This is a genomic window from Pseudoflavitalea rhizosphaerae (assembly GCF_003991355.1).
In the GTDB taxonomy this organism is placed as follows: domain Bacteria; phylum Bacteroidota; class Bacteroidia; order Chitinophagales; family Chitinophagaceae; genus Pseudobacter; species Pseudobacter rhizosphaerae.
Genome location: NZ_RCSU01000007.1, coordinates 25532 through 46950, shown reverse-complemented (window position 1 = coordinate 46950; position 21419 = coordinate 25532). Strand labels below are relative to the sequence as shown.

Sequence of the window (21419 nt, the reverse complement as noted above, 5' to 3'; positions counted from 1 at the left end):
TGCTCCCCGATCAAATGAAAAAGGGTGAAAACACCCTTTCACCAACCCGGCAGAGCTATTAACTTACCGTCACCCTAAACTTTAGACCATCATTACCAGATTTTGCATCATGGTTCTCTACTAAGCAGGTCGATCATAAAAGAGCGGGCTACCCGGATGTAGCCCGCTCAACTTTTATGTAATAAAGTACGGATCAGGCTTTCGCCTCTTCATTGTTATTATGGAAAGCCGTCAGCGCACCGGTTGGGCATCGCTTCACCTGTTCGAGAATCCTTTCAGAATCTGCCCCGCTCATATTCACCCAGGGCCTCTGCTGCAGGTTGAACACCAGCGGCAGTTGTGTAACGCAGCGACCTGAATGTTTGCAGAGCTCCGGCTTCCATACTACCGTAACATCTCCGTTCGTGTATTGCAATTTCTTCACTGTGTCTTCATCCCTGAAAACGAAATTACGCACCTTCACATTACCTTCCAGGATCTTCGACACGGGGCAGGCAGCCGCAATTTCCAGGAGCCTGTCTTTCTGCTCAGGCGTTAATTCGCCGGTGAACTGGATATCCCTGTCGAATACATTCGTGACCACATCATCTTTCTTTGCCTGGAACATATTTGCATTCACCGTAATGCCCTGTACACTCCATCCTTTTCGATCAATATACATGCGAAGGGTTACCAGCGTGCAGGTAGCAAGGGATGAAAGCAGGAGGGTATAGGGATCAGGCCCTGTATCCTTCCCTCCGGAACTTACAGGTTCATCTGCGATAAAGGTTCCATTTCTCCATTCGATGGTCACCTGGTATTTGTCTGTACCAATGGAGCCATGAATTGGTTTTTCGAGTTTATACTGCATAATTGGTTATTAAGGTTGGGAGAATTCTCCGTCTGCCCTGATCTGAACAGCTTCACTGATCATTGCGGAAGGGAATTTGTTACCGATACCAAAGTCAGAGCGCTGGATCGTACCTGTTACCTGGAATCCTGCTATATCTTTTTTGGATTGCGGGTTCTGAACCGTTCCCCGATACTCCATCACCATGCTAACGGGCCTGGTTACCCCATGTAAGGTAAGATCGCCGGTCAGTTGGTACTTGTTTCCTTCAATCCTTGTTATACCAGTGCTCTTAAAGCTCATCTCAGGAAATTTCGCCACATCAAAAAAATCTGGGCTCTTCAGGTGATTATCGCGCTGCTCCACATCAGTATTGATGGAACTAACATCCACTTTCAGTTCAACCGACGCATCGCTGAAATCTTTTTTTGTTGCATTGATGGTGGCTTCAAACTTGTTGAACCTGCCGGAAACATCTGAAATGCCCATGTGAACGGTGGAGAAAGATAGTTTGGAGTGCGCAGGATCGCTCTTCCAAACCTGGGCGAAACCTGTGAATACACTCAACAGTAAGGTCCAAAACAGGAAATGTTTTTTCATGACTGTTCATTTTAGTGATGAAGAAAAAGTAGTTATCGACTAATCTTTTTTCACTGAATCGGACAAGAGGCGGTTCCAATCGGGGTGCCTTTTCAAATAGGAGATCACAAACGGACAAAGCGGCACCAGCCTCTGCTGACTATTTTCGATATACTCCAGGGTCTTCTCTACGATGGCTGTGCCAACTCCCTTGCCCTCGAGCTCTTCCGGCACTTCGGTATGGATCAGGATCACCTGCTTACCGGATTCCTTGTATTCGATAAAGGCGGTGTAGCCGTCTACTTCCAGTTCAAAACGTTGCTGCTCTTTGTTGTTTACCAGTGGAAGGGCTTTGTATTGCTCTTGCATGATTATAGATTAATGGATTTAATAACTCAAGGTACCGAAAACGCCGTTCTGATAATCGGCCATTGCCTGGTCTACTTCTTCGGCTGTATTCATCACAAAATTGTCCTTGGCTGCTACAGGTTCATCGATGGGTTCAGCAGAAAGGAAGATGATGGTGCTGTCTTCATCGGCATGAACCACAAATTCATCATTCTCTTTTTCGAAGATCACCAGGTGATGTTCGGCCACATTCTCCTTATGGTTGAATGTTAAGGCGCCATTGGCGATGTATAACAGTGTCCAGTAACCGGGATTAGCCGGGAAGCGGACGCTTGTTCCTTTTTTAATGGTTCCCATCACGCTGATCACAGGCGTGAAGCTCTTATTCAACGGCCCCTTCTGACCATCGTAATTACCACTCACCAGTTTCAAGGCTGTTCCTTCCTGCTTCAATACATCCGGCATCTCTTCTTTGGTAGCCTGCTGGTACCAGGGCTCGTCCCATTTATTTGCTTTGGGAACATTCACCCAGATCTGCACCAGTTCCTGCGTTCCTCCGTTCTTCAAGATCCTGTCTGTTGGGCCTTCGCTGTGCAATAATCCTTTGCCGGCAAACATCCATTGGGAACCGCCTGCACTGATGATGCCGTCGTGCCCTGCATTGTCTTTATGGAATCCTTCGCCCTGCAACATGAAGGTGACAGGTGCAAATCCTCTGTGCGGATGCGGATGGATCCTCGCGGTGGAACCGGGAGCGATCTGTTCCGGACGCATATGATGGATCACGATGAATGGATTCGCAAACCTGAAATCTTTATGAGGAAGTGGTTGAATTACGGTCTCTTCTTTGGTGATCTGTTTTTCCCTTCCTAAAAGAATATGGTCGATGGATTTTATCATAACCTGTTTTCTATCGTTATAAAAAATTATTCGAGTGTTCCGAATTTTCCTGTGCTGAATTCCTGTATGGCTTCCAGCAATTCTTCCTGAGTATTCATCACAAAAGGACCATAACTGGCTACTGGTTCTTTGATGGGTTCACCGCTGAGCAATAGCAGTACACTATTCTCAAGGGCTTTGAGAGAAATCTCTTCTCCTTCATTACGGAAAAGGACAAAGCTGTGTTCGGGGGCTTGCAATCCGTTTACTTCCACATTTCCATTTACCACCAGGATCGCTGAATTGTGAGAGGCGGGGATCGAGGTTGTTAAGTTACCACTTTTATTAAGGCGGATATCAAACATGTTGATAGGTGTGAAAGTAAAGGCCGGACCTTTCACTCCATTGAAGTCGCCTGCGATCACGCGCACATAGCCGCTATCGTCCGCCAGTATTGCCTTTCCTGTATCAGCATCGGTGATGGCCTGGTATTTGGCAGGTGTTTGTTTGAACTTTTTGGGAAGGTTCACCCAAAGCTGCACCATTTCGAATGGTCCGCCTTTTTTGGAGTACTCTTCTTCGTGATGTTCTTTGTGGAGGATGCCGCCGCCGGCTGTCATCCATTGCACATCGCCGGGATAGATCACACCGGAATTGCCGGCGCTGTCTGCATGGGCTACCGCTCCTTTATAAGCGATGGTAACCGTTTCAAAACCTTTATGTGGGTGAACGCCCACGCCACGAACATTATCTGAAGGACTGAAGTCCACTTCAGCATTGAAGTCGAGCATCAGGAATGGACTGATCTTTTGCGGCAGGAAATTCCCTGCGCCGGGGAAATAATTATATACCCTGAATCCATCGCCTACCATTCCGGCAGCTTCTGGCTTTGCAAAAATATTCTCAATTGCTTTTTTCATATTTGCCTCCTTACTGTTTGTAATGATGAAGCAAAAATACTCCTGCATGAAGCGGCGATCCAATAATGCAGGTTAAGAAAAAAACTTAATCTGCATTAAGCTCTTTACCGGAACTTCCTTTACGGCCTGTTCCCGAATTCAGCATCTTGCTCAGGAATTCAGGGGTAACACCAATATAGGCAGCCACTTGTTTCTGGGGAAGGGTTTCTATGAGCGAAGGATAACTGCCGCAAAAATGGTCGTAACGCTCGCGGGCAGAGAGGCTGAGATTGTCCATAAGCCTGCGCTGGTAGGTAACCAGCGCATTCTCCGCCAGTATCCTGAAGTAACGTTCAAATTGCGGGATTGTTTGATAAAGCTTTTCGATGCCCGAGCGCTGGATGAGGATCACATCACTTTCCCAGATGGCATCGATGAACAGCGTACCAGGAAGATTGTGCAGGAAGCTGGCTATATCCGTGATCCACCAATCCTGCGGAGCAAATTGCAGTATATGCTCAAATCCATTCTTGTCTACCGTATAAGATCGCAGGCAACCACTTGTTACAAAGGCGGAGTATTTGTTGAACTCACCTTCCTGAACAAGGAATTGCCTGCGTTTTAATTTTTTTGTGGTCAGCAAACCGGTGAAGATCTCGATTTCTTCGTTGGTAAGCGTAATCCTCCGGGTAATATTCTTCAACAGGATCTCGTACATGAGCTAAAGGTAAGAAATCCCTTTATCGCTTATGCTTTTGCCCGTTTCCTGCTGCCTTCGATATTCGGAAGAAAGGCGGTGAGGATACCGATCAACGGTAACCAGGCACATACATCATACACATAGCTGATACTGGTGGCGTCCGCCAGTTTTCCCAGCAGCGCAGATCCAACGCCGGCCATTCCGAAGGCGAAACCGAAGAAAAGACCAGCGATCATTCCCACTTTACCCGGCATCAGCTCCTGTGCATACACGAGGATGGCGGAGAAAGCAGAGCTGAGGATAACCCCGATGAACACACTTAGAATGGAGGTCCAGAACAGGTTGGCGTGCGGCATCAGCAAAGTGAAAGGCGCACAGCCCAGGATGGAGATCCAGATCACATACTTTCTCCCGATTCGGTCGCCCAATGGCCCGCCGATGAAAGTACCGGCAGCAATGGAAAACAGGAATATGAAAAGATGGATCTGAGCACTCTGCACTGAGATATGGAATTTATCGATCAGGTAGAATGTGTAATAGCTGGTGAGACTGGTCATGTAAAAATACTTCGAGAAGATCAGCACCAGCAGGATCACTACGGAAAAGACCACTTTTCCTTTCGACAACTGTACATGCGGCATCCCGTTAGCCCGGCTCTTCTTTGGTTTGATCCGATGCGTGTTCTGCTTGTACCAGGTGCTGATCCGCAGCATGATGAATATGGCCAGCAGGGCTGCAAGTGAAAACCAGATCACATGGAACTGTCCCAGTGGCACAATGATGGCCGCAGCCAGCAAAGGTCCGAGCGAACTGCCGGCATTACCTCCTACCTGGAAAAGCGATTGTGCCATACCGTGACGGCCACCGGCTGCCATATACGCCAGCCTGGAAGCTTCCGGATGAAAAATGGCAGAGCCGATCCCCACCAATGCTACCGACACCAGCACCATTCCAAAAGAATGGGCCATCGAAAGAGAAATAAGTCCGAGTAATGTAAAACTCATACCGATGGCCAGCGAAAAAGGTTGCGGTTTCTTATCTGTAACAAATCCTACCACCGGCTGCAACAGGGAAGCAGACATCTGAAAAGTAAGTGTGATCAAACCGATCTGTGAAAAATCCAGGTGCAATGAATCCCTCAAAAGCGGGTACATCGCGGGGATCAGGGATTGTAATGTATCATTGAGCAGGTGCGTAATACTAAGTGCGATCAAAACGGAGAACACTGTTCCTTCCGCTACTTTCTGTGCCGTTTGCTTTTCTTCCTGGGTGAGCGTAGTGGTTTGCATAATTGCCTTTTAAAAATCAGATCATCTGACGACTATCAATAAAAAATTTTACTTGCTGTGGGTGCTGATCTTTGTTGCCATGATCAGGGCACGTGCAGGGTCTTTATCAGTAATGCTTTCGAGCAATCCTTCATGGAGGTCCTGGGACGACAGGAAAGAGGAGGTATCCTTGTACCTGTCCATGAATGATTGTTTCATATGTGTGGCAATCGTTTTATAAAGATCGATCAGGATGGGATTACCGGAGGCTTCAGCAATGGCGGTGTGGAAATTGATATCGGCCTGGATGGTCTCTTCCTTATTATTTGCTTTGGCGAAGCGTGCGCGATCCTTCAGGTAGACTTTCATCTTCGAAAGATCTTTGGCGTTGCGGTGAATAGCTGCTTTCTCGGCGATCTTCACTTCCAGCAGGAGTCGCACTTCATTGAGGTCCTGGTAATGCGCTCCCATCAGTTTGTTGGAAAGCGATTCTTTTGGCTCAGTGGTAATGATGAACATCCCTACTCCCTGTTGTACTTTCACCATGCCCCTGTTGACAAGGATCTTCACCGCCTCGCGGATGCTGGACCTGCCAACACCGAAATGTTGCATGAGCTCGGGCTCGGTAGGCAACTGATCGCCGGGCTTGTAGGCGCCGCGCGTGATCTGCTGCTCCATGCGACCCGCCACTTCATCGGCGAGGGACTGTCGTTTTAAAGGTTGATTTGTGCTCATCATATCATCTGACGACTCAAAGGTAGCGAATGGTCCTGAATTAGCAAACAGATACTTTTTGAGCAGGGTGCGGCCAGTCGCTCGCCTCCGGCGACGCGGTGTTCGCCGGGAGGCGAACAAATAGAAATCACTCGCCGGAGGCGAGCGATTGGGCACCCGCTGCGGGTTTGTGCAACAGGCCAATAAAAATATCACTGCAAAAAACATGGCCGCTTGCAGGCTCGCGGAGAAATCATATTAAAATATACTAAAGCTGCCATCCTTCTCATTTCTTCATTCTTCTTTCTTTATTTTTAAAGCTTAATCATTTTTTCACCGCCATATTTCTCCCTATGTTCAACAGGTTAACAGTCATTGCCATCATTGCTTTGATCATATTCCTGCAAGCATGCAGCGGCACAAAGAAATCTACTTCAAACAACAATGTCAGTGAATCACGCACACCCTACCAACCTGCGCAACGCGAGTTCCGCGCCGCCTGGGTGGCCACCGTTGCAAATATCGACTGGCCTTCCAAACGCGGCCTCAGTACTGCCGAACAAAAAGCAGAAGCCATCAAACTCCTGGATTTCCTGCAGGCGCATAATTTCAACGCAGTGATTTTCCAGGCGCGGCCGCAGGCAGATGCACTCTATCAAAGTAAACTTGAACCCTGGAGTTATTATCTTACAGGGGAACAGGGAAAAGCGCCCAGCCCATATTATGACCCCCTTCAATTCTGGATCGATGAATCTCATAAACGCGGTATGGAACTGCATGTATGGTTGAATCCTTATCGCGCGCATCATACAGTGGGCGGACCTGTTACAGACAGTTCCATCGTAAAAAGAAAACCGGAACTGGTAGTAAAATTGAAAGACGGTAATTACTGGTGGTTCGATCCCGCAAAACAAGGAACCAAAGATCACAGCACGGCCGTGGTGATGGATCTCGTGAAAAGATATGATATCGATGGCATTCATTTCGACGACTATTTCTATCCTTATCCAGACTACAACAAATTTGAAGACTTCCCCGATAACGATAGCTGGCAGGCTTATGTGAATGGCGGAGGAAAATTATCGCGGGGCGACTGGCGAAGAGAGGCCGTGAACAGTTTCATTGAAAACCTGTACAAAGAGATCAAAGCCACAAAAAAGAATGTAAAATTCGGATTGAGCCCTTTTGGTATGTATCGTCCGGGTTATCCTGCATCAGCAGAAGGCTTCGATCAATATAAACAATTGTATGCAGATGCCAGGCTCTGGTGGACAAAAGGCTGGGTGGATTATTTCTCTCCGCAACTTTACTGGACCATCACCCGTCCTGGTTTAAGTTTTCCCGTATTACTCGGATGGTGGGCGCGTGAAAACCAGCAGCAGCGCCATCTCTGGCCAGGCATGAGTGTAGGCCGCGATACCAGCGCAGCCAATACGCGTGAGATCCAGAACCAGATCATGATCACCCGTGGTATGGAGGAAGTAGCCCCCGGCACAATACATTGGAATATTTCGTCGCTGATCCGCAATCCCGCACTGGCGCAGGGAATCCTCGATGGTGTTTACAGGAAAAATGCACTGGCGCCGGCAAGTCCCTGGCTGGATGATAAAATTCCGGCAGCGCCTGTAGTAACACATAGTTTCATTGGCGACTCGCTTCAGATCAACTGGACACCTGCCGGTGCCGGCAATACCTTCCGCTCTGTAGTGTATTTCCAGTACGGCGCCCGAAAGCTGGATTACCTGATCCTGAACCAGGGTGCCAGCTCCGTTCGTATCCCATTGATGCTGGATGAAAAAAGCAAGCCCATGCTTACCAATATCGCCGTTACTTCGGTTACACGTATGGGTAATGAAAGTAAAATGAGCTTGTTGCCCATCACCAATATTCCGGCCAGTGTGAAACTGATGGCATTGAAAATCACGCCTCGTTCCGGCTGGAATGCTGCGGCTCCCAGGCCCTTCAAAACTCATACGCCTGTCCGAATCACCATTCACCACGAAGGCACATTATTCGATTCAACAAAAGACGCGGCAAAGCATATCAAGAATGTACAGACCTGGGGTATGGGACCAGACCGCAACTGGGCTGATATTCCCTATCATTTCCTGATTGCTCCCGATGGCACCATTTATGAGGGAAGGGATGTGAACACTGTTGGTGAAACTGCCACCGAGTACGATCCAACCGGTCATTTGCTGATCACCTGCCTGGGTAACCTGAATGAACAACCGCTTCCTGCCAAACAACTGGAAGCGCTGGCGAAGATGATTGCCTACGCTGCCAAAAAATACAATATCTCTCCGGACACCATCGCATCGCACAAAGACTATTCCACCAAAACCGATTGCCCTGGAAAGAACCTGTATCAATACCTGCAGGACGGATCGCTCAAGGCCAAAGTACTGGCTTACCTGAAATAGAAAAATGAAATTCGATAAAACAAAAAAAGAGGCCGTTTCAACATTGAAAATGGTCTCTTTGATTTTAATATTATCTATTTATCTATTTCTGAACATACTTGCGCAGCATATTCTCAAGGATATCGTTCCAACCTTCTTTGAAATTGTTGATATTGAATGCTGCCACTTCTGAAGGGAAAGTTTCCAATCCTTCATGTGTGAGCCTCACCCGTGTAGTATCACCTTCATCAAATAATTCCCAGGTAACGAAACTGTTGCCGGGATAGCCGTCATAGCGCCAGGAATGCTTCAGCAGTTTGCCCGGCACAACTTCCAGCACTTTACAGAGATGGCGCCACTGCTCAGTTTCAGTGCCTCCGGTGAATTCAAATTCATAACCTGGTTCGGGCTTGAAACCTGAAACATCGAAATACCATTTACGCATATCGTCTTCATTGGTGAGCGCTTTCCATACACGGCTTGCCGGCGCCTGGTATATTCTTTCAACTATAACTGGTTGACTGGCCATAACGCATATTTAATAGTTAGGAATGAAGTTGAACTTCGAAATTATAGGAAACCGTTCGGTTACACAAAATTTAATTTTACGGGTATGGGTTCCGGTCTCGTCGCCCTAAAATCTGACTTCAGCATTCTTTGCACCAGGCGGGGCATTTAGCGACAGGATTTTCCATTAATTTTAAGACATGAAACATATATCAATCCTTGTACCACAGGGTGCGCTGCTGGGCAGCATTGAAGGCCCCCGGCAGGTGTTTTCAGAAGTGAATACCATGGTGATGGGGCAGCTTGGCAAACCTCCTATGTTCAAAGTTGAGCTGGTGGGGCTCACAAAAGATATTCCTGTGTATGATGGCCTGTACACCATCAAAGCGGATCAACTCATGAAGGATATTTCCAAAACGGACCTCATTATCATTCCCGCACTGGAAGGCGATGTGGCGAAAGCCGTAGAGAAGAACCAGGATTTCATTCCCTGGATCATCCGTCAGCACAGCCAGGGAGCAGAAGTTGCCAGTTTATGTATCGGCGCTTTCCTGCTGGCATCAACAGGTCTGGTGAATGGCAGAAAAGTATCCACGCACTGGATTGCGGCAGACGCTTTCCGCAAAGCCTTTCCTGAAGTGGAGTTGGTGGAAGACCGGATCCTGACAGATGAGAATGGCATCTACTCCAGTGGAGGCGCATTCTCTTATCTCAACCTGTTGCTTTACCTGATCGAGAAATATGCAGGCAGGGAAATTGCTGTGGTTTGCTCTAAAACTTTCCAGATCGATATCGACCGGAACAGTCAATCACCCTTCATGATGTTCAAAGGACAAAAAACACATGAAGACGATACCATTCACCGTGCGCAGGATTTCATCGAGAAGAATGTACAGGAGAAAATTTCCGTGGACCAGCTGGCAACCATGCTGGCATTGAGCCGCCGCAACCTGGAACGCCGTTTCAAGAAAGCCACCAGCAATACAGTAGTGGAATACATTCAACGCGTTCGTGTGGAAGCCGCCAAGCAAAACCTCGAATCTTCGCGGGATAACGTGAATGAAGTGATGTACAAAGTAGGCTATACAGATTCAAAAGCATTCAGGTCCACCTTCAAACGTATCACAGGTTTGTCACCTGTTCAATACAGGCAGAAATACAACCGGCTTACACTGTCCGAGAATTGATTCAACTTCGCAACATAAAAGCGGATGTCTTCAATATGGAGACATCCGCTTTGTTTTATGCTATGATTTATCAGCGTGTTGGCAGTCGCTCGCCTCCCGGCGAGTGACTTGTATTTGTTCGCCTCCGGCGAACACCACGTCGCCGGAGGCGACTAAACAAAAATCACTCGCCGGGAGGCGAGCGATTGGCGGCAATCCGCTAATTATTCTGACTTTCTGTATTGGCAACATCTTCCGGGATCGCAGACTCATCCATGTAAAGTACTTCCCACTGATGTCCGTTGATATCGGCAAAGCTGCGGCCATACATCCAACCATGGTCCTGCGGTTCTTTGGTAAAAGTTCCGCCGGTGGCAAGCGCTTTTTCAGCAAGCTGATCCACTTCTGCTCTACTTCCCACTGCCAGTGCGTAGATGCCCTGAGCGGATTTTGCAGGATCACCCACTTCTTTATTGAGGAAACTCTGGAAGAACGGCTCTACCAGTAACATCGCATAGATATTCTCGCCAAGAACCATGCAGGCAGCAGCTTCATTGGTGAATTGTTCATTGAAGGTGAAGCCAAGATTTGCAAAGAATTCCTTTGTCTTGTTCAGGTCTTTCACCGGTAAGTTCACGAAGATTTGTTGTACCATGATTCTGTGTTTTTAATTTGATAGCATAAAATTACTTCCTCTTTCCCACTCGCAACTTGTACGAATCCGACAAAAAGCGGGTAAAAGACGGCAATCCCTTCCCGCAGCGCCATCATCATTGAGAGCCAGCAAAACTACCACATGTATACCTGCGTCCACCAGCTCTGCCGCATATTGGCGCCCTTGCACACCTATATGGAGGGTCTGGCAAGTTCCGTTCCCGATTTCACGGAACCCACATCAGGCACCAGGTTCAGGATCTGTTCTTCAGTCAGGTTAAGGCTCAAGGTCAATTATTGAGAAATGATTAATGGGAAAATGTACAGGCTGTGATTTATGGAGTTTTTATTTCACTATTCCATTTGAATTCATCATGCCTGATCTTCCAGATGAATCCATCCAAAATATAATGCGTGATCTGCGGAAGCGCCAGTAAGGGGACCAGGAAACTCAGAACAACCTGGTTGAAAGCGGGTAGTTCTATTCCCGCTGTGCCGAAGATTGAACCATGCTCTTTCCAAACCGCTATGTCCCAAACGCCTTCTTCCAGGAATGCTAACAGAAAAATAATACCGAGAAACAAAAGAACCCCGTATTTACTGAACACGGCTTTTAGAAATCGGGTGCCTTTTCCCGGAGCAGTATAACTCTTTTGTCCGTAGATCCACACCAGCGCCATATAAGGAATACCATGGCCCACTACATTCATCAAAGTGAAAGCGAGATCCCCATTGTAATAAACGATCCCGAAGTACCAGCTCAGCAAAGTTCCGGCTATCACAGCCAGCTTGGGAATATTGATGTACCTGCATTTCACCCAGCTCACCAATTCCTTCACAACAAAAATAAGGATCACTAAAAAATATAATACTGTAAAGATGTTCAGCAGCCCTGGCCATTGGTAGTACAGAAAATCATTCTCAACAAACCAGTTGAAATTCCTCGGTCCTTTCAGGTGCCAAAACAATAAAGGATAAATGGTGGCATAGTAGATTGTGACCTTATCGATCCATTGCATCGCTCTATTCATTTTTTCCTTTCGGCTGTACACACGCATGAAACCGTATTGCTGCCGCACGAAGTGGAACACCGCAGTATACGCCAATAGTCGCCAGAAAAAAACAGGACTAACAGAATAGGCCAGTACTCCTCCAATAAAACCGATGAAGGGAATTGCCAGCATCAGGCCACGCTGTTGCTGCATGGCTTTGGGATCAAAATAGGTCCTGTATAGCGTGCTGTATACATGCGCCACATCGATAAGCAGTACCAGTATCACCCAGCTGGCATCGCTCATACTTAAAGGGTGATGGAATAACTGTGGGAATAAGGCTATGATTGCCAGGCTTACAAAAGGCGGCAACAAAATGAAAACAATATCGATCATTGGCTTCCCAATCCACGGTTGTTGTTGCATAATGATGTTTTAAGATAATTGCTGCCAAACTTTTTCTGCTGCTTCCAGCCCCTGGTAAAAACCTTCTTCAAATATGCTGATGCCCGCCAGATCAGTATGCGCGAAATGAATGCGCTGATTAACAGAGGCGGATAATTCTTTCCTCAGCTCCCCGAAGATCAAGCCGGGTATGGGTTGTGCCATGGCATGTCCCCAGAGCGTTATGTTCACTTCTTTGGTAGCTGTTCTGATTTCCGGATGCACCACCTGCAGGTCATCGCAGATCATGTCTACCCATTGCTCATGTGTTTGCTGCTGTAGCCACTGCCTCGCTTCTTTTGCAGGAAGATGTGTAACCGGCCAGTAGTAAGTGAGGTTACGTTCAGTATGCACCTGTTGCAACAACTGGTGGGTGGCATCTACATAGCCGAGCCCGCGACTTTCATAAAGTACATTGTCCCAGCTATGGTCCATGCCTGTTCTTTCTGTAAGCGAACCAACCACCAGGTTGGCCACCATCCAGGGCGCATATTGCAGGTTGGCACTCACCATAGCAAGTCTTGTTTTATCGTTCAATAACCTTGCAGCAATAAATTGTGGTATGGCGATAATGCATTGCTTCGCATCGAATGCTTTGAGCTGGTTCTTTTTTACATCGAGATATTCAATCCGGATATTTTCCTTTTCTTCTTTTACTGTTGTAACCATTGAACCTGTGAGGATCTTTCCTTCCAGTTTTTTCATGAACTGATCAACCAGGAATCCATTTCCTTCAGGCCAGGTGAGTACATCGCTATGATCCGCATTCTTTGCTTTCCCTTTTCTTCCGGCAAAATAATGAACACCTGCCCAGGCACTGCATTCATCATAGGCAGTTCCGAAATCATCTCTGGTGCAGTAGTTCACATACCAGTGCAGATAAGCACTATTGAGATCGAGCTCTTTAAGAAAATCCTTCATAGTGATCTTGTCGAGCCGCGTGAATTGGGAATCCGTACTGCTCCGGTTGACGGGAATGGCGAATGCTTCTCTACCTTCTTCATCTACCTGATTACGGAAATGATCCATATAGTTCAGGAAGGATTTGATGTCTTTGAGATCAGTCTCAGTCAACCCGAAGCTCGGGATCAATCCTTCCTGCCATCTTCCGTTGAGATAAAGTCTTTCTTCAGGTTCTCGGCAAAGGTGGTATTCGTTGTAAATGGGCAATCCTGTTGAATCGAAACCTTCCACAACGCCGGCTTCCTGCAGGAATGCAATATATTCAGTGAGATTGATATTGGGAATGGGCACATAATGTGCGCCCAGCGGGAAATTCGACACAGCATTGCTTCCGTGAGCTGCATTACCGCCTGCATGATCTTCCAGGTCCAGCAGAACAAAATTGCTGAATCCTTTTTTTTGCAGATGCCAGGCAGCGCTCAGCCCGCTGATGCCCGCACCGATGATCACCACAGGCATGCTTTCCGCCGTGGCCGGGGATGTAAAGGTTTTATCTCGCAGCAGATGACCGGTTTTTGCATTGGCTCCGGTGATGCCGCCTTTGATGGCAGAAGTGGAACCACAGTGAGCGGCCAGTGTGCTGATGCTGCCGATAGTAATTGAATGCTGAATGAATTTTCTTCTGTCCATTAATCTGTGTATTTACTCCATTCCTCTTCAAAATAATGAACCAGGGCCTGGTTGTTCAGCTTGTTCACTTCCAGTGGTTGCTGTACCAGCATGTCTTGTGGAAAAATGAACAACTGTTCCACCGTATTGGCGTTCAGGAAACGGAGCCCGTCCGGAAATGCAGAAGCTGCTGCCAGCACAGGTTGTGGCGTGGCAAGAACATATCCCCATTCTCCGAAGCTGGGTACATAATTATGATAAGGCTTAGTGTGAAAGCCAACTGATTTGAGTGTTTGATCGATACACCAGAAGCTTTTAGGCGCAACAAACGGAGAAGTGCTTTGGATCACGATTGCGCCATGTTCACTGATGGCCTGTTGAACCAGTTTATAAAAACTGGTGCTGTATAATTTTCCAATGGAAAAATTAGAAGGGTCAGGGAAGTCGATAATGATAGCATCGAATTTTTCCTTGTTATCCCGAAGCCATATAAAAGCATCGGCATTATGAACTTTCACTTTAGAATTGGTAAGCGCATGAGCATTCAGGTTAGTGAGCATGGGTTGTTCCCTGAAAAGCTTTGTCATTTCCTTATCCAGGTCAACAAGGGTAATGGATTTAACGGAAGGGTATTTCAATATCTCTCTTACTGCCAGTCCATCGCCCCCACCCAGTACCAGTACTTTTTGGGGATCTTTTACGGAGGTCATGGCCGGGTGTACCAGCGCTTCGTGATACCTGTATTCATCAGCAGAACTGAATTGCAGGTTGCCATTGAGAAAGAGGCGGAGCTCTCTTTTATTTCGGGTGAGAACAATGCGTTGGTAAGATGAGGAAGTGGCGTATACCACATTGTCGTTGTACGTGATCGTTTCACTGTAGGCCATGATCTTATCTGCCATCACGAAGGCTACCACTTCCAGGAGCAAAGCCAGTATAGCAGCTGATTTGAGGGCAGCAGGTTTTCTAAGCTCCGCACTGAACCTGTGCGCAAGGTACCAGCCTACGGCAATATTGAGGATGCCAAAGAAGAGTGCAGTCCTTATCAAACCGAGATGTGGCACCAACAATAAGGGAAATACCAGAGAGGCCAGTAATGCGCCAATGTAATCGAAAGTGAAAACGCGGCTCACCAGGTCCTTGAATTCCACGCGGTGTTGCAGAATGCGCATGAGAAGCGGGATCTCAAGTCCAACAAATATACCAGTGATGGTCACCAGTCCATAAAGGATGATCCGGAAGCCAGCAGCCATCGGGAAAGCGATGAAAAGGATTGCGGCGCTGAATCCGCCTACCAGTCCAACCAGTAATTCGATCCTGATGAACCACCTGAGAAGTTCTTCATTGAAATAGCGGCTGAGAAAAGAGCCGATGCCCATCGAAAAAAGATACACCCCAATGATGGTGCTGAATTGCGTAACACTGTCCCCCAGCAGGTAGCTGGCAAGTGTTCCGGCCACCAGTTCATAAATGAGCCCGCAGGTTGCAATCACAAATACAGCCAGCAGCAAGAGCCATTGAGCCCCGGATTCTTTTGTTCGCATAAGTCACATTAATGAATAGCCGAAGCCACTATAATGGCCACAGCCAGCATGAAAAAGCCAGCCAGTACCGCCAGGGCCACGTTTTTGTTTTCAAGGATTTCTTTTCGCAGGTTATGTTTGGGAGTAACGATCTCCGCCAGGATAAAAGCCACCACCAATATGCCGATGCCTACGAAAGAATACACAACTGAATTGATCAGTGCCTGTGTCATATTTAATTGTTTTTTGAGTTATTTATGATAACCAGGTCCACTGCTGCTCCATTGTTGTGATCCGGAGGAAGGCGCAAATATCCTTCTGCCGGTCACATCAAAATAGATCAGGGTGCCGACAGCGATCAGTATCGCTATGATGAACCACCTGAACTGAAACAGGGGTGAACTATTATTGAAAAAATTAAGGTTCATTTCCGTAATGATTTTCCGTTGTTGGCAACAAAGGTTGCGGGATCCCATCTGCGTGCTTCTATATTTTTCTGAATGATGGCTACAATCAATACAAACAGGCTCCAGAAAAATGTGATCCACCAGAAACTCCTGTGGCTGGGCACATCGTATCTTACTTCTACTGAAAAATAGTTCACGGCATCTGGTGTGGAGGGCCGGATACCACGCAATTGCAACAAGTAAGAGCCTTTGGGCACAGCATTGAACCAGATCTGTGCATTGGTGCTTCCTTCTTTCCAGCTTTCGCCATCAGAGTAACCCGAATAATATTCCACTCCTTTTTCCTGCGAGTATTCTGAGCCGGTTACAGTATTTACCAGTGTTGCTTCCAGCTCAAACCAGCTATTGGCAACAGGAGCATTGATATCGATTTCGATATTGCTAAGGTTTTTATCCAGTTCGAACTTTGGCGAGATAATGTTCTGCCGGGTGGCAGTATCCATATAAAAATGGTCCGTTCTCAACAGTACCCGGTCCTGCCTGCCAAGCATGATGATACCATGAATCAGCAGTAAAAGGCCAACGCCCAATAACCAGGTGAAGAGCAATTTGTACTGGCTCATATATCCTGTAGGCTGCACCGCGCCAATTCCAGATTTGGCGGGCATCTCTTTCAATGCAAATGCGCTTTGCACTTCCTGATGATTTATATGCTGCCCGTAAAACCAGGAGATGGATTTTCCTCCTTCCAGTTCCCGGCCCCACATTTCGGGAGGAGAGATGTATTCTTTGATATAATTGGAGCCATCGTTGAAAATATCGTAGGGAAATTCTCCTTCGGCAGCTCTGACTTTTGCCCAATAGGAATTGTATTTGACAAAACTTTCGTTCTTCAGTTCAAAACTTTCAGAGCGCGCATCCAGGAGTACAGGCGCATCCAGCTCCTGTTTTAGATAGATCCAATGTCCATTGTATTCACTGAGATAAGCAAAGCCGTATTGGGGATTGTGCAGCGTGAATTCACGCCAGAAAGTACCCGGTGAATTTGTTTCCTCTTTTTCCGCATAACCGGTTACGCTGTATGGAATGCCTTTGATCTCTCCCTTAGCGCCCAGAGGGATCGTAGGGCTCAATCTGTATTCGATCCCTTTTCTTTTTACAAATCCATGTGCCTGTTTCCAGCTATGCTGCACATAACATGATTTACATACAACGCTGTTCACATATGGGAAAAGTGTAACAGGGAGTTCTGTATTGCAGACCTGGCAAAAGAATTGTTTGGTGGATGGCTTTGGGTCCCTGAGATTATCGAGTTCCAGTTCATCAAATCCGGTAGCAGTGAGAATATAAGTTTCCGGTTTATCCCGGGTCCATTCTATCACCATATGGTTGATCCCGGCCGGAGAAGAGAAGTTGAATACTGAACCTTTGACAACAATAGGAGATAACTTTATCTCCCCCTCGAAGTTGACGTTCATTATTTGAATGTTTTCTTCCAGCAGGTAATCGTTTTTCTCCCATTTCAGGTGCTTGCCAACTTCCAGTGATTTGTACTTATTTCTATGATCGCGGCCGAAGTTATCAGGTCCCTTGCTAAGAATGGCATAAAGGCCGTAGCCTTCCATGAGCAGGTAGCCATCACTCTTATCAGTTCGCAGGTCCCAGAAATTCATGAACGATTCCTGGAACTGTATCTGGACCCTTCCGCTTACCGTGAATTTTTCATTTTTCCATTTTCCTGTTGTGCCGGGCTGAATGATCTCAGGGAACTGGGTAATGGCCATCAGGTTGGCGAGCTGGATCTTACCATTGTAGCGCAGCACATTCCTGCAAACACAAACCGTGTATGCATGGTCGTACGTTGAGAGGGTTACCGGTTTGTCGCAGGCCGGACAGATGAGGATTGAACTCATTACCTTGTGATGATTTGTTGTTGAAGGACTTTTGCGGCAAAGTGTTTCTCCAGTGTCTGATAGATTCCCATCACTGCATCTTCATTATTCCTTTTGAAATTGCTGAGGTAAATATCGAGATTGATGAGGCCGTATTCGGGCCAGGTATGAATGGAAAGATGACTTTCGCTGAGGCAGATCACGGCTGTGAAGCCTGCAGGCGAAAAATCATGATATACTTCACCCAGTTTCTGCAACTGGTATTGTTGGATCAAAGCGTCCACCAGGATGCGGAAGGAAGCATAGTTATTGATCAGTATTGGTTCATCTGTTGATAAGGTGGCAATCAGATGTTTGCCCGGTTGATAGCTCATACTCAGTTATGTCTCCAGGCAAAATACAATTTTTTCCGAACTGAAAAGCAGGAACTAACGGATACTGGTATCCACCAGCGCCTTGAGTTCCTTGTATCGCTGATTCCTGCCCTCATTCTTCAGATAGAAAGTCATGAGAAATGCGCAATACTTCTTCTGGTTGTCAACCCATGGAAAACTGCCGAATAAGCCCGGACTGGTAACGGTTTTGGAGAATCCCTTCATAGTATCTTCCTCCATTACCCATTCACCGGATCCATAACCAAAACTACCTGCTTCTGCCGGTGCATATGCAACGCGAACGCCGTTCTGTATGCGATTGACCTGCATTTCGCGGATGCTTTTTTCGGAAAGAATTCTTTGTCCTTCAAACGATCCTTTGTTAAGGATCATGGAAAGGAAATTAAGGTAGTCCTGCGGTGTGGAACTGGCGCCGCCGGCCGGTAATGCTACAGGCCCTTCGCCAAAATCCGTATTGTTCATGCGCAAAGGCTTCGCGATCCTTTCAGCAAACAGGGTTTCAAAATTTTTACCTGATATTTTTTCCAATACTGCGCCTGCAATCTGCAGCCCTGCATTACTATAGTGAAAAACAGTTCCGGGCTTTCCTTCCATTGGCATCTTTGCGAGCCATTCAATTGACTCATCCATGGTTTTGAATTTTTTCATGGCTTTGAGACTTTCCTGTAATGGCGGCTCTTTGATGCCGGTGAGATGAGAAAGACAATGCTGAATGGTTATCTGTCCCTTTCCATTATTGCTGAGTACAGGCAGGAATTTCCCGACTGAATCATTGAGCGATAGTTTGCCCTCATCTATGAACGTCATCACCAACGCGGCGCTCAGCCATTTGCTGCAACTTGCGATCATGGTTTTTGATTGCAGAGTATAATCACTGGTGTTGGCGGTTGTTCCTGTTTTCCGGGAGATCCATTTGCCGGCCATTTTTTGCCGGCGCGTCATTTCATTAGCGGAATAATTGTAAATGAGTTTGCCATCTTTATAGATCACCAGGATAGCGCGGCCACCCATTGACTGCGCATGTTCATCGATCCAGCTGTTCAGTTTTTCAGGATTGGAGATAGGCTCCTGGGAATAAGCCACCACTCCAATACCTATTGCCAGCAAAAAGGAAAATAAGCGAAAAGCCATAGTAAGTATTTATGAGTCAGATATCTCAAAAACTTATTTGAGAAAAAAATATTGCAGGAACATAGACCAAAAAAACCGGCAGTGGTTTATTACTGCCAGTTTAAAAATCTTTTATTTGATTATTGCCCCGGAATTGAAATGTACTCAGGGAGTACGATTTCGACCAGCCAGACATTGTTGGCCGAAAGATAAAATTCGAACCCGGCTTTCGCCATTTCCCCCGCGTTCACTTCAAGTACTACGGGCTTCCCATGTCTACCGCCAACAGCAATGGCGGTTTCTTTCAATGCGGTAAGGTGCACATGCTGGCGGTTTTGCTTCAACAACCCGTCCTGGAGAATGGATTCGACGAACCTGGCAGCTGTACCATGATACAAAATATCCGGGGGCGTCACTGGTTCCAAACTGAGGTCCACATCGATGCTATGTCCCTGGCTGGCGCGAATCCTGGATTGGTCCTCATTGAAAGCGAATCGTTTTTTATCGTTGGTGTCCACAATCTGGCGGATCATTTCCTTATCCACTGCCGCGCCTGTTGCATTCATTTTTTCGATCAGCTCATCTACTGCGGCCCACCCCTGCTCGTCAAGGTGCAGATCAATTGTTTCCGGTTTATGCCGGAGCACCAGGCTCATGAATTTGCTGATCTGTTTCAGGTTCTTTTCCACTTTTTTCTTTTCATTTTTTTCAACAACTTATTTCAGCGCTGCCCTTGAACGGACAGCTTCAAAGTTGTTAGTGTTGATCAATTCACCGTTCTCAAAAACAGTGAGCAGTTTGTCTTCAAATGCAGGTTCTGATCCCTGCCTTACCGTCTGGTATTGATCATCTTTCAGAATCAGTTCCAGTTTTCCTGCTTTTGATTTTTTGAATGACTGTACCAGTTGTCCATGGGAATCCAGTTCCACAGGGCTTTTCTGAACATCTACAGGTTTTCCGTTGACTTCTGCATAGCTGCATTTAAAAGCGAATTTCTGTGTATCCCTGTCCACTTTTTGCAGAAGGGCTCCTCCCATTCCTAGCACCAGGTTCTCGGCACTGATGCCATTAACTTTGAGTGCGCCGTAGATGAAACGGATCATATCGATATTCACGCCATCACCCTGCAATACGCGCACCTGGGGAGGCAATACTTTGTAGCCTTTATCGTTGATGGTGTATCCGAATTTATTCATCAGGATAGCGAACACTTTCAGCAGTGTGAAAACAGGGTCACCGGAATCAGGACGGATCACCAGTACACCGTCGCGGCTCAATATCATGTCTTTCAATTCTTCTCCCCAATACTCGCTGCAAGCCCTGAATATATCGAAGGAATCAGAAACACAGGCTACAATTCCGGTAGGAAAAGATTTTAGCACATGCCTGAACACTTCCAGCTCTCCCTCTTCTCTCAGTAATGTACAAACGGAGTGTTCGGTTGCGGGAACGGATACGCCGTATACCTGTTGTGCTTCATAATAATTCTTTGCGAGTACGCTTCCAATGATAGTATCGCTGCCGCGGAAATTCAACAGGTGAGCCGATCCGCCAAGCCCTGCACTCTCCACAGAGCTTACACCGCGGAACCCGAAATCGTTGAGCACAAAATCAATACCGGCCTGCGCAGAAGAAGCAGCAGTATCCTTATAATAGGAGTCCACGATCTTCCTGATCTCCCTGCTCAGCGTAGCTACTGTGCTGGGATACCAAACCTGCATGAGCAGGGTTTCCAGGAAATTGCTGAGCCAGAAACATGCTGGATCTGTGTTCTCGATAGTCATCATCACATTGTTCACAGGAATTACCGACCCTTCGGGAACCGCTTTGATCCGGACAGGCAGGCGTCCTCCGTATTTGTTGAGGATATAATCGAATTTGCTGCGATCGAATACATCATTCCTTCCGAATACCTGGGGCAGAAATGCTGCAGCTTCATCGATCTTTTCTTTGGTGATCACAGCTCCTTCGAGATAATGTTTGAGAAAATACTGCAAACCGTAAAAAACAGTTTCGTTGAATTGCCCGCCCCGGCTTTCCATATAAGAGTAAATGGTGGATGTACCGGGATAATACAATTTATGGTGAGAATACTTGTAAGCGTCTGCGAGCAACAATATGTTTTCATTCGTTTTCATA

General features: G+C 46.8%; 22 protein-coding genes. 2 read left to right on the top strand and 20 right to left on the bottom strand.

The window, feature by feature from the left end; all coding sequences use genetic code 11:
• Nucleotides 1–193 precede the first annotated feature (193 nt).
• From D9Y29_RS13455 to D9Y29_RS13420, 8 genes are all read right to left on the bottom strand, one after another.
• The gene (locus tag D9Y29_RS13455; RefSeq protein WP_127128957.1) at nt 194–850 is read right to left on the bottom strand and encodes a (4Fe-4S)-binding protein; all 657 of its coding nucleotides are present in this window, start codon (nt 848–850) and stop codon (nt 194–196) included.
• A gap of 9 nt (nt 851–859) precedes the next feature.
• On the bottom strand, nt 860–1429 hold the full coding sequence (locus D9Y29_RS13450; protein ID WP_127128955.1) for a YceI family protein: 570 nt from the start codon (nt 1427–1429) through the stop codon (nt 860–862).
• Nucleotides 1430–1468: 39 nt separating this feature from the next.
• Entirely contained in the window at nt 1469–1777 is a 309-nt protein-coding gene (locus D9Y29_RS13445) for a GNAT family N-acetyltransferase (protein ID WP_127128953.1), read from the bottom strand.
• Nucleotides 1778–1795: 18 nt separating this feature from the next.
• On the bottom strand, nt 1796–2656 hold the full coding sequence (locus D9Y29_RS13440) for a pirin family protein (RefSeq protein ID WP_127128951.1): 861 nt from the start codon (nt 2654–2656) through the stop codon (nt 1796–1798).
• A 26-nt stretch (nt 2657–2682) separates the two neighbouring features.
• Complete coding sequence (locus D9Y29_RS13435) at nt 2683–3555, bottom strand: pirin family protein (protein ID WP_127128949.1); 873 nt, start codon at nt 3553–3555, stop codon at nt 2683–2685.
• A gap of 85 nt (nt 3556–3640) precedes the next feature.
• Nucleotides 3641–4252 (bottom strand): Crp/Fnr family transcriptional regulator, encoded by a 612-nt coding sequence (locus D9Y29_RS13430; protein ID WP_127128947.1) that lies wholly within the window; start codon nt 4250–4252, stop codon nt 3641–3643.
• Nucleotides 4253–4281: 29 nt separating this feature from the next.
• A complete protein-coding gene (locus tag D9Y29_RS13425; protein ID WP_127128945.1) occupies nt 4282–5523 on the bottom strand; it encodes an MFS transporter in 1242 nt (413 codons plus the stop codon).
• A 48-nt stretch (nt 5524–5571) separates the two neighbouring features.
• Complete coding sequence (locus D9Y29_RS13420; protein ID WP_241237924.1) at nt 5572–6240, bottom strand: FadR/GntR family transcriptional regulator; 669 nt, start codon at nt 6238–6240, stop codon at nt 5572–5574.
• 329 nt (nt 6241–6569) lie between these two features.
• Between D9Y29_RS13420 and D9Y29_RS13415 the strand changes: the two genes are divergently transcribed.
• The gene (locus D9Y29_RS13415) at nt 6570–8639 is read left to right on the top strand and encodes a family 10 glycosylhydrolase (RefSeq protein WP_127128943.1); all 2070 of its coding nucleotides are present in this window, start codon (nt 6570–6572) and stop codon (nt 8637–8639) included.
• 82 nt (nt 8640–8721) lie between these two features.
• Here the strand turns inward: D9Y29_RS13415 and D9Y29_RS13410 are convergent, their stop codons facing one another.
• Nucleotides 8722–9147 carry an SRPBCC family protein gene (locus D9Y29_RS13410; protein WP_127128941.1) on the bottom strand — a complete coding sequence of 142 codons (426 nt, stop codon included), beginning with the start codon at nt 9145–9147 and terminating at the stop codon, nt 8722–8724.
• A gap of 178 nt (nt 9148–9325) precedes the next feature.
• Between D9Y29_RS13410 and D9Y29_RS13405 the strand changes: the two genes are divergently transcribed.
• A complete protein-coding gene (locus tag D9Y29_RS13405; RefSeq protein ID WP_127128939.1) occupies nt 9326–10312 on the top strand; it encodes a GlxA family transcriptional regulator in 987 nt (328 codons plus the stop codon).
• Nucleotides 10313–10511: 199 nt separating this feature from the next.
• On the opposite strand, the gene D9Y29_RS13400 is transcribed toward D9Y29_RS13405, so the two are convergent.
• The 11 genes from D9Y29_RS13400 to D9Y29_RS13355 form a co-directional block, all read right to left on the bottom strand.
• A complete protein-coding gene (locus D9Y29_RS13400) occupies nt 10512–10946 on the bottom strand; it encodes a VOC family protein (RefSeq protein WP_127128937.1) in 435 nt (144 codons plus the stop codon).
• A 334-nt stretch (nt 10947–11280) separates the two neighbouring features.
• Nucleotides 11281–12363: a hypothetical protein gene (locus tag D9Y29_RS13395; RefSeq protein WP_127128935.1), complete on the bottom strand. Its 1083-nt coding sequence runs from the start codon at nt 12361–12363 to the stop codon at nt 11281–11283.
• 9 nt (nt 12364–12372) lie between these two features.
• Complete coding sequence (locus D9Y29_RS13390) at nt 12373–13974, bottom strand: FAD-dependent oxidoreductase (RefSeq protein WP_127128933.1); 1602 nt, start codon at nt 13972–13974, stop codon at nt 12373–12375.
• Nucleotides 13974–15497, bottom strand: coding sequence for a polyamine aminopropyltransferase (locus D9Y29_RS13385; RefSeq protein WP_127128931.1), 1524 nt, complete (start codon nt 15495–15497; stop codon nt 13974–13976). The genes D9Y29_RS13390 and D9Y29_RS13385 overlap by 1 nt, the downstream gene beginning before the upstream one ends.
• Nucleotides 15498–15505: 8 nt before the next feature.
• On the bottom strand, nt 15506–15709 hold the full coding sequence (locus D9Y29_RS13380) for a DUF350 domain-containing protein (protein WP_127128929.1): 204 nt from the start codon (nt 15707–15709) through the stop codon (nt 15506–15508).
• An 18-nt stretch (nt 15710–15727) separates the two neighbouring features.
• On the bottom strand, nt 15728–15904 hold the full coding sequence (locus tag D9Y29_RS26545; protein ID WP_164735400.1) for a hypothetical protein: 177 nt from the start codon (nt 15902–15904) through the stop codon (nt 15728–15730).
• Entirely contained in the window at nt 15901–17796 is a 1896-nt protein-coding gene (locus D9Y29_RS13375; protein ID WP_127128927.1) for a DUF4178 domain-containing protein, read from the bottom strand. Before D9Y29_RS13375 ends, D9Y29_RS26545 begins: the two co-directional genes overlap by 4 nt.
• Nucleotides 17796–18149: an S-adenosylmethionine decarboxylase family protein gene (locus tag D9Y29_RS13370; protein WP_127128925.1), complete on the bottom strand. Its 354-nt coding sequence runs from the start codon at nt 18147–18149 to the stop codon at nt 17796–17798. Before D9Y29_RS13370 ends, D9Y29_RS13375 begins: the two co-directional genes overlap by 1 nt.
• A 54-nt stretch (nt 18150–18203) precedes the next feature.
• On the bottom strand, nt 18204–19301 hold the full coding sequence (locus D9Y29_RS13365) for a serine hydrolase domain-containing protein (protein WP_127128923.1): 1098 nt from the start codon (nt 19299–19301) through the stop codon (nt 18204–18206).
• Between the two features lie 119 nt (nt 19302–19420).
• Complete coding sequence (locus D9Y29_RS13360; RefSeq protein WP_127128921.1) at nt 19421–19969, bottom strand: RNA 2'-phosphotransferase; 549 nt, start codon at nt 19967–19969, stop codon at nt 19421–19423.
• A gap of 27 nt (nt 19970–19996) precedes the next feature.
• Complete coding sequence (locus D9Y29_RS13355) at nt 19997–21418, bottom strand: nicotinate phosphoribosyltransferase (protein ID WP_127128919.1); 1422 nt, start codon at nt 21416–21418, stop codon at nt 19997–19999.
• Nucleotide 21419 lies beyond the last annotated feature (1 nt).

Coding starts and splice junctions, on each gene's coding strand:
- D9Y29_RS13445 (WP_127128953.1), bottom strand. CDS start 1,777: ATGCAAGAGCAATACAAAGCCCTTCCACTGGTAAACAACAAAGAGCAG.
- D9Y29_RS13430 (WP_127128947.1), bottom strand. CDS start 4,252: ATGTACGAGATCCTGTTGAAGAATATTACCCGGAGGATTACGCTTACC.
- D9Y29_RS13395 (WP_127128935.1), bottom strand. CDS start 12,363: ATGCAACAACAACCGTGGATTGGGAAGCCAATGATCGATATTGTTTTC.
- D9Y29_RS26545 (WP_164735400.1), bottom strand. CDS start 15,904: ATGAACCTTAATTTTTTCAATAATAGTTCACCCCTGTTTCAGTTCAGG.
- D9Y29_RS13390 (WP_127128933.1), bottom strand. CDS start 13,974: ATGGACAGAAGAAAATTCATTCAGCATTCAATTACTATCGGCAGCATC.
- D9Y29_RS13355 (WP_127128919.1), bottom strand. CDS start 21,418: ATGAAAACGAATGAAAACATATTGTTGCTCGCAGACGCTTACAAGTAT.
- D9Y29_RS13425 (WP_127128945.1), bottom strand. CDS start 5,523: ATGCAAACCACTACGCTCACCCAGGAAGAAAAGCAAACGGCACAGAAA.
- D9Y29_RS13420 (WP_241237924.1), bottom strand. CDS start 6,240: ATGATGAGCACAAATCAACCTTTAAAACGACAGTCCCTCGCCGATGAA.
- D9Y29_RS13455 (WP_127128957.1), bottom strand. CDS start 850: ATGCAGTATAAACTCGAAAAACCAATTCATGGCTCCATTGGTACAGAC.
- D9Y29_RS13400 (WP_127128937.1), bottom strand. CDS start 10,946: ATGGTACAACAAATCTTCGTGAACTTACCGGTGAAAGACCTGAACAAG.
- D9Y29_RS13435 (WP_127128949.1), bottom strand. CDS start 3,555: ATGAAAAAAGCAATTGAGAATATTTTTGCAAAGCCAGAAGCTGCCGGA.
- D9Y29_RS13375 (WP_127128927.1), bottom strand. CDS start 17,796: ATGAGTTCAATCCTCATCTGTCCGGCCTGCGACAAACCGGTAACCCTC.
- D9Y29_RS13385 (WP_127128931.1), bottom strand. CDS start 15,497: ATGCGAACAAAAGAATCCGGGGCTCAATGGCTCTTGCTGCTGGCTGTA.
- D9Y29_RS13370 (WP_127128925.1), bottom strand. CDS start 18,149: ATGAGCTATCAACCGGGCAAACATCTGATTGCCACCTTATCAACAGAT.
- D9Y29_RS13380 (WP_127128929.1), bottom strand. CDS start 15,709: ATGACACAGGCACTGATCAATTCAGTTGTGTATTCTTTCGTAGGCATC.
- D9Y29_RS13450 (WP_127128955.1), bottom strand. CDS start 1,429: ATGAAAAAACATTTCCTGTTTTGGACCTTACTGTTGAGTGTATTCACA.
- D9Y29_RS13405 (WP_127128939.1), top strand. CDS start 9,326: ATGAAACATATATCAATCCTTGTACCACAGGGTGCGCTGCTGGGCAGC.
- D9Y29_RS13410 (WP_127128941.1), bottom strand. CDS start 9,147: ATGGCCAGTCAACCAGTTATAGTTGAAAGAATATACCAGGCGCCGGCA.
- D9Y29_RS13365 (WP_127128923.1), bottom strand. CDS start 19,301: ATGGCTTTTCGCTTATTTTCCTTTTTGCTGGCAATAGGTATTGGAGTG.
- D9Y29_RS13415 (WP_127128943.1), top strand. CDS start 6,570: ATGTTCAACAGGTTAACAGTCATTGCCATCATTGCTTTGATCATATTC.
- D9Y29_RS13440 (WP_127128951.1), bottom strand. CDS start 2,656: ATGATAAAATCCATCGACCATATTCTTTTAGGAAGGGAAAAACAGATC.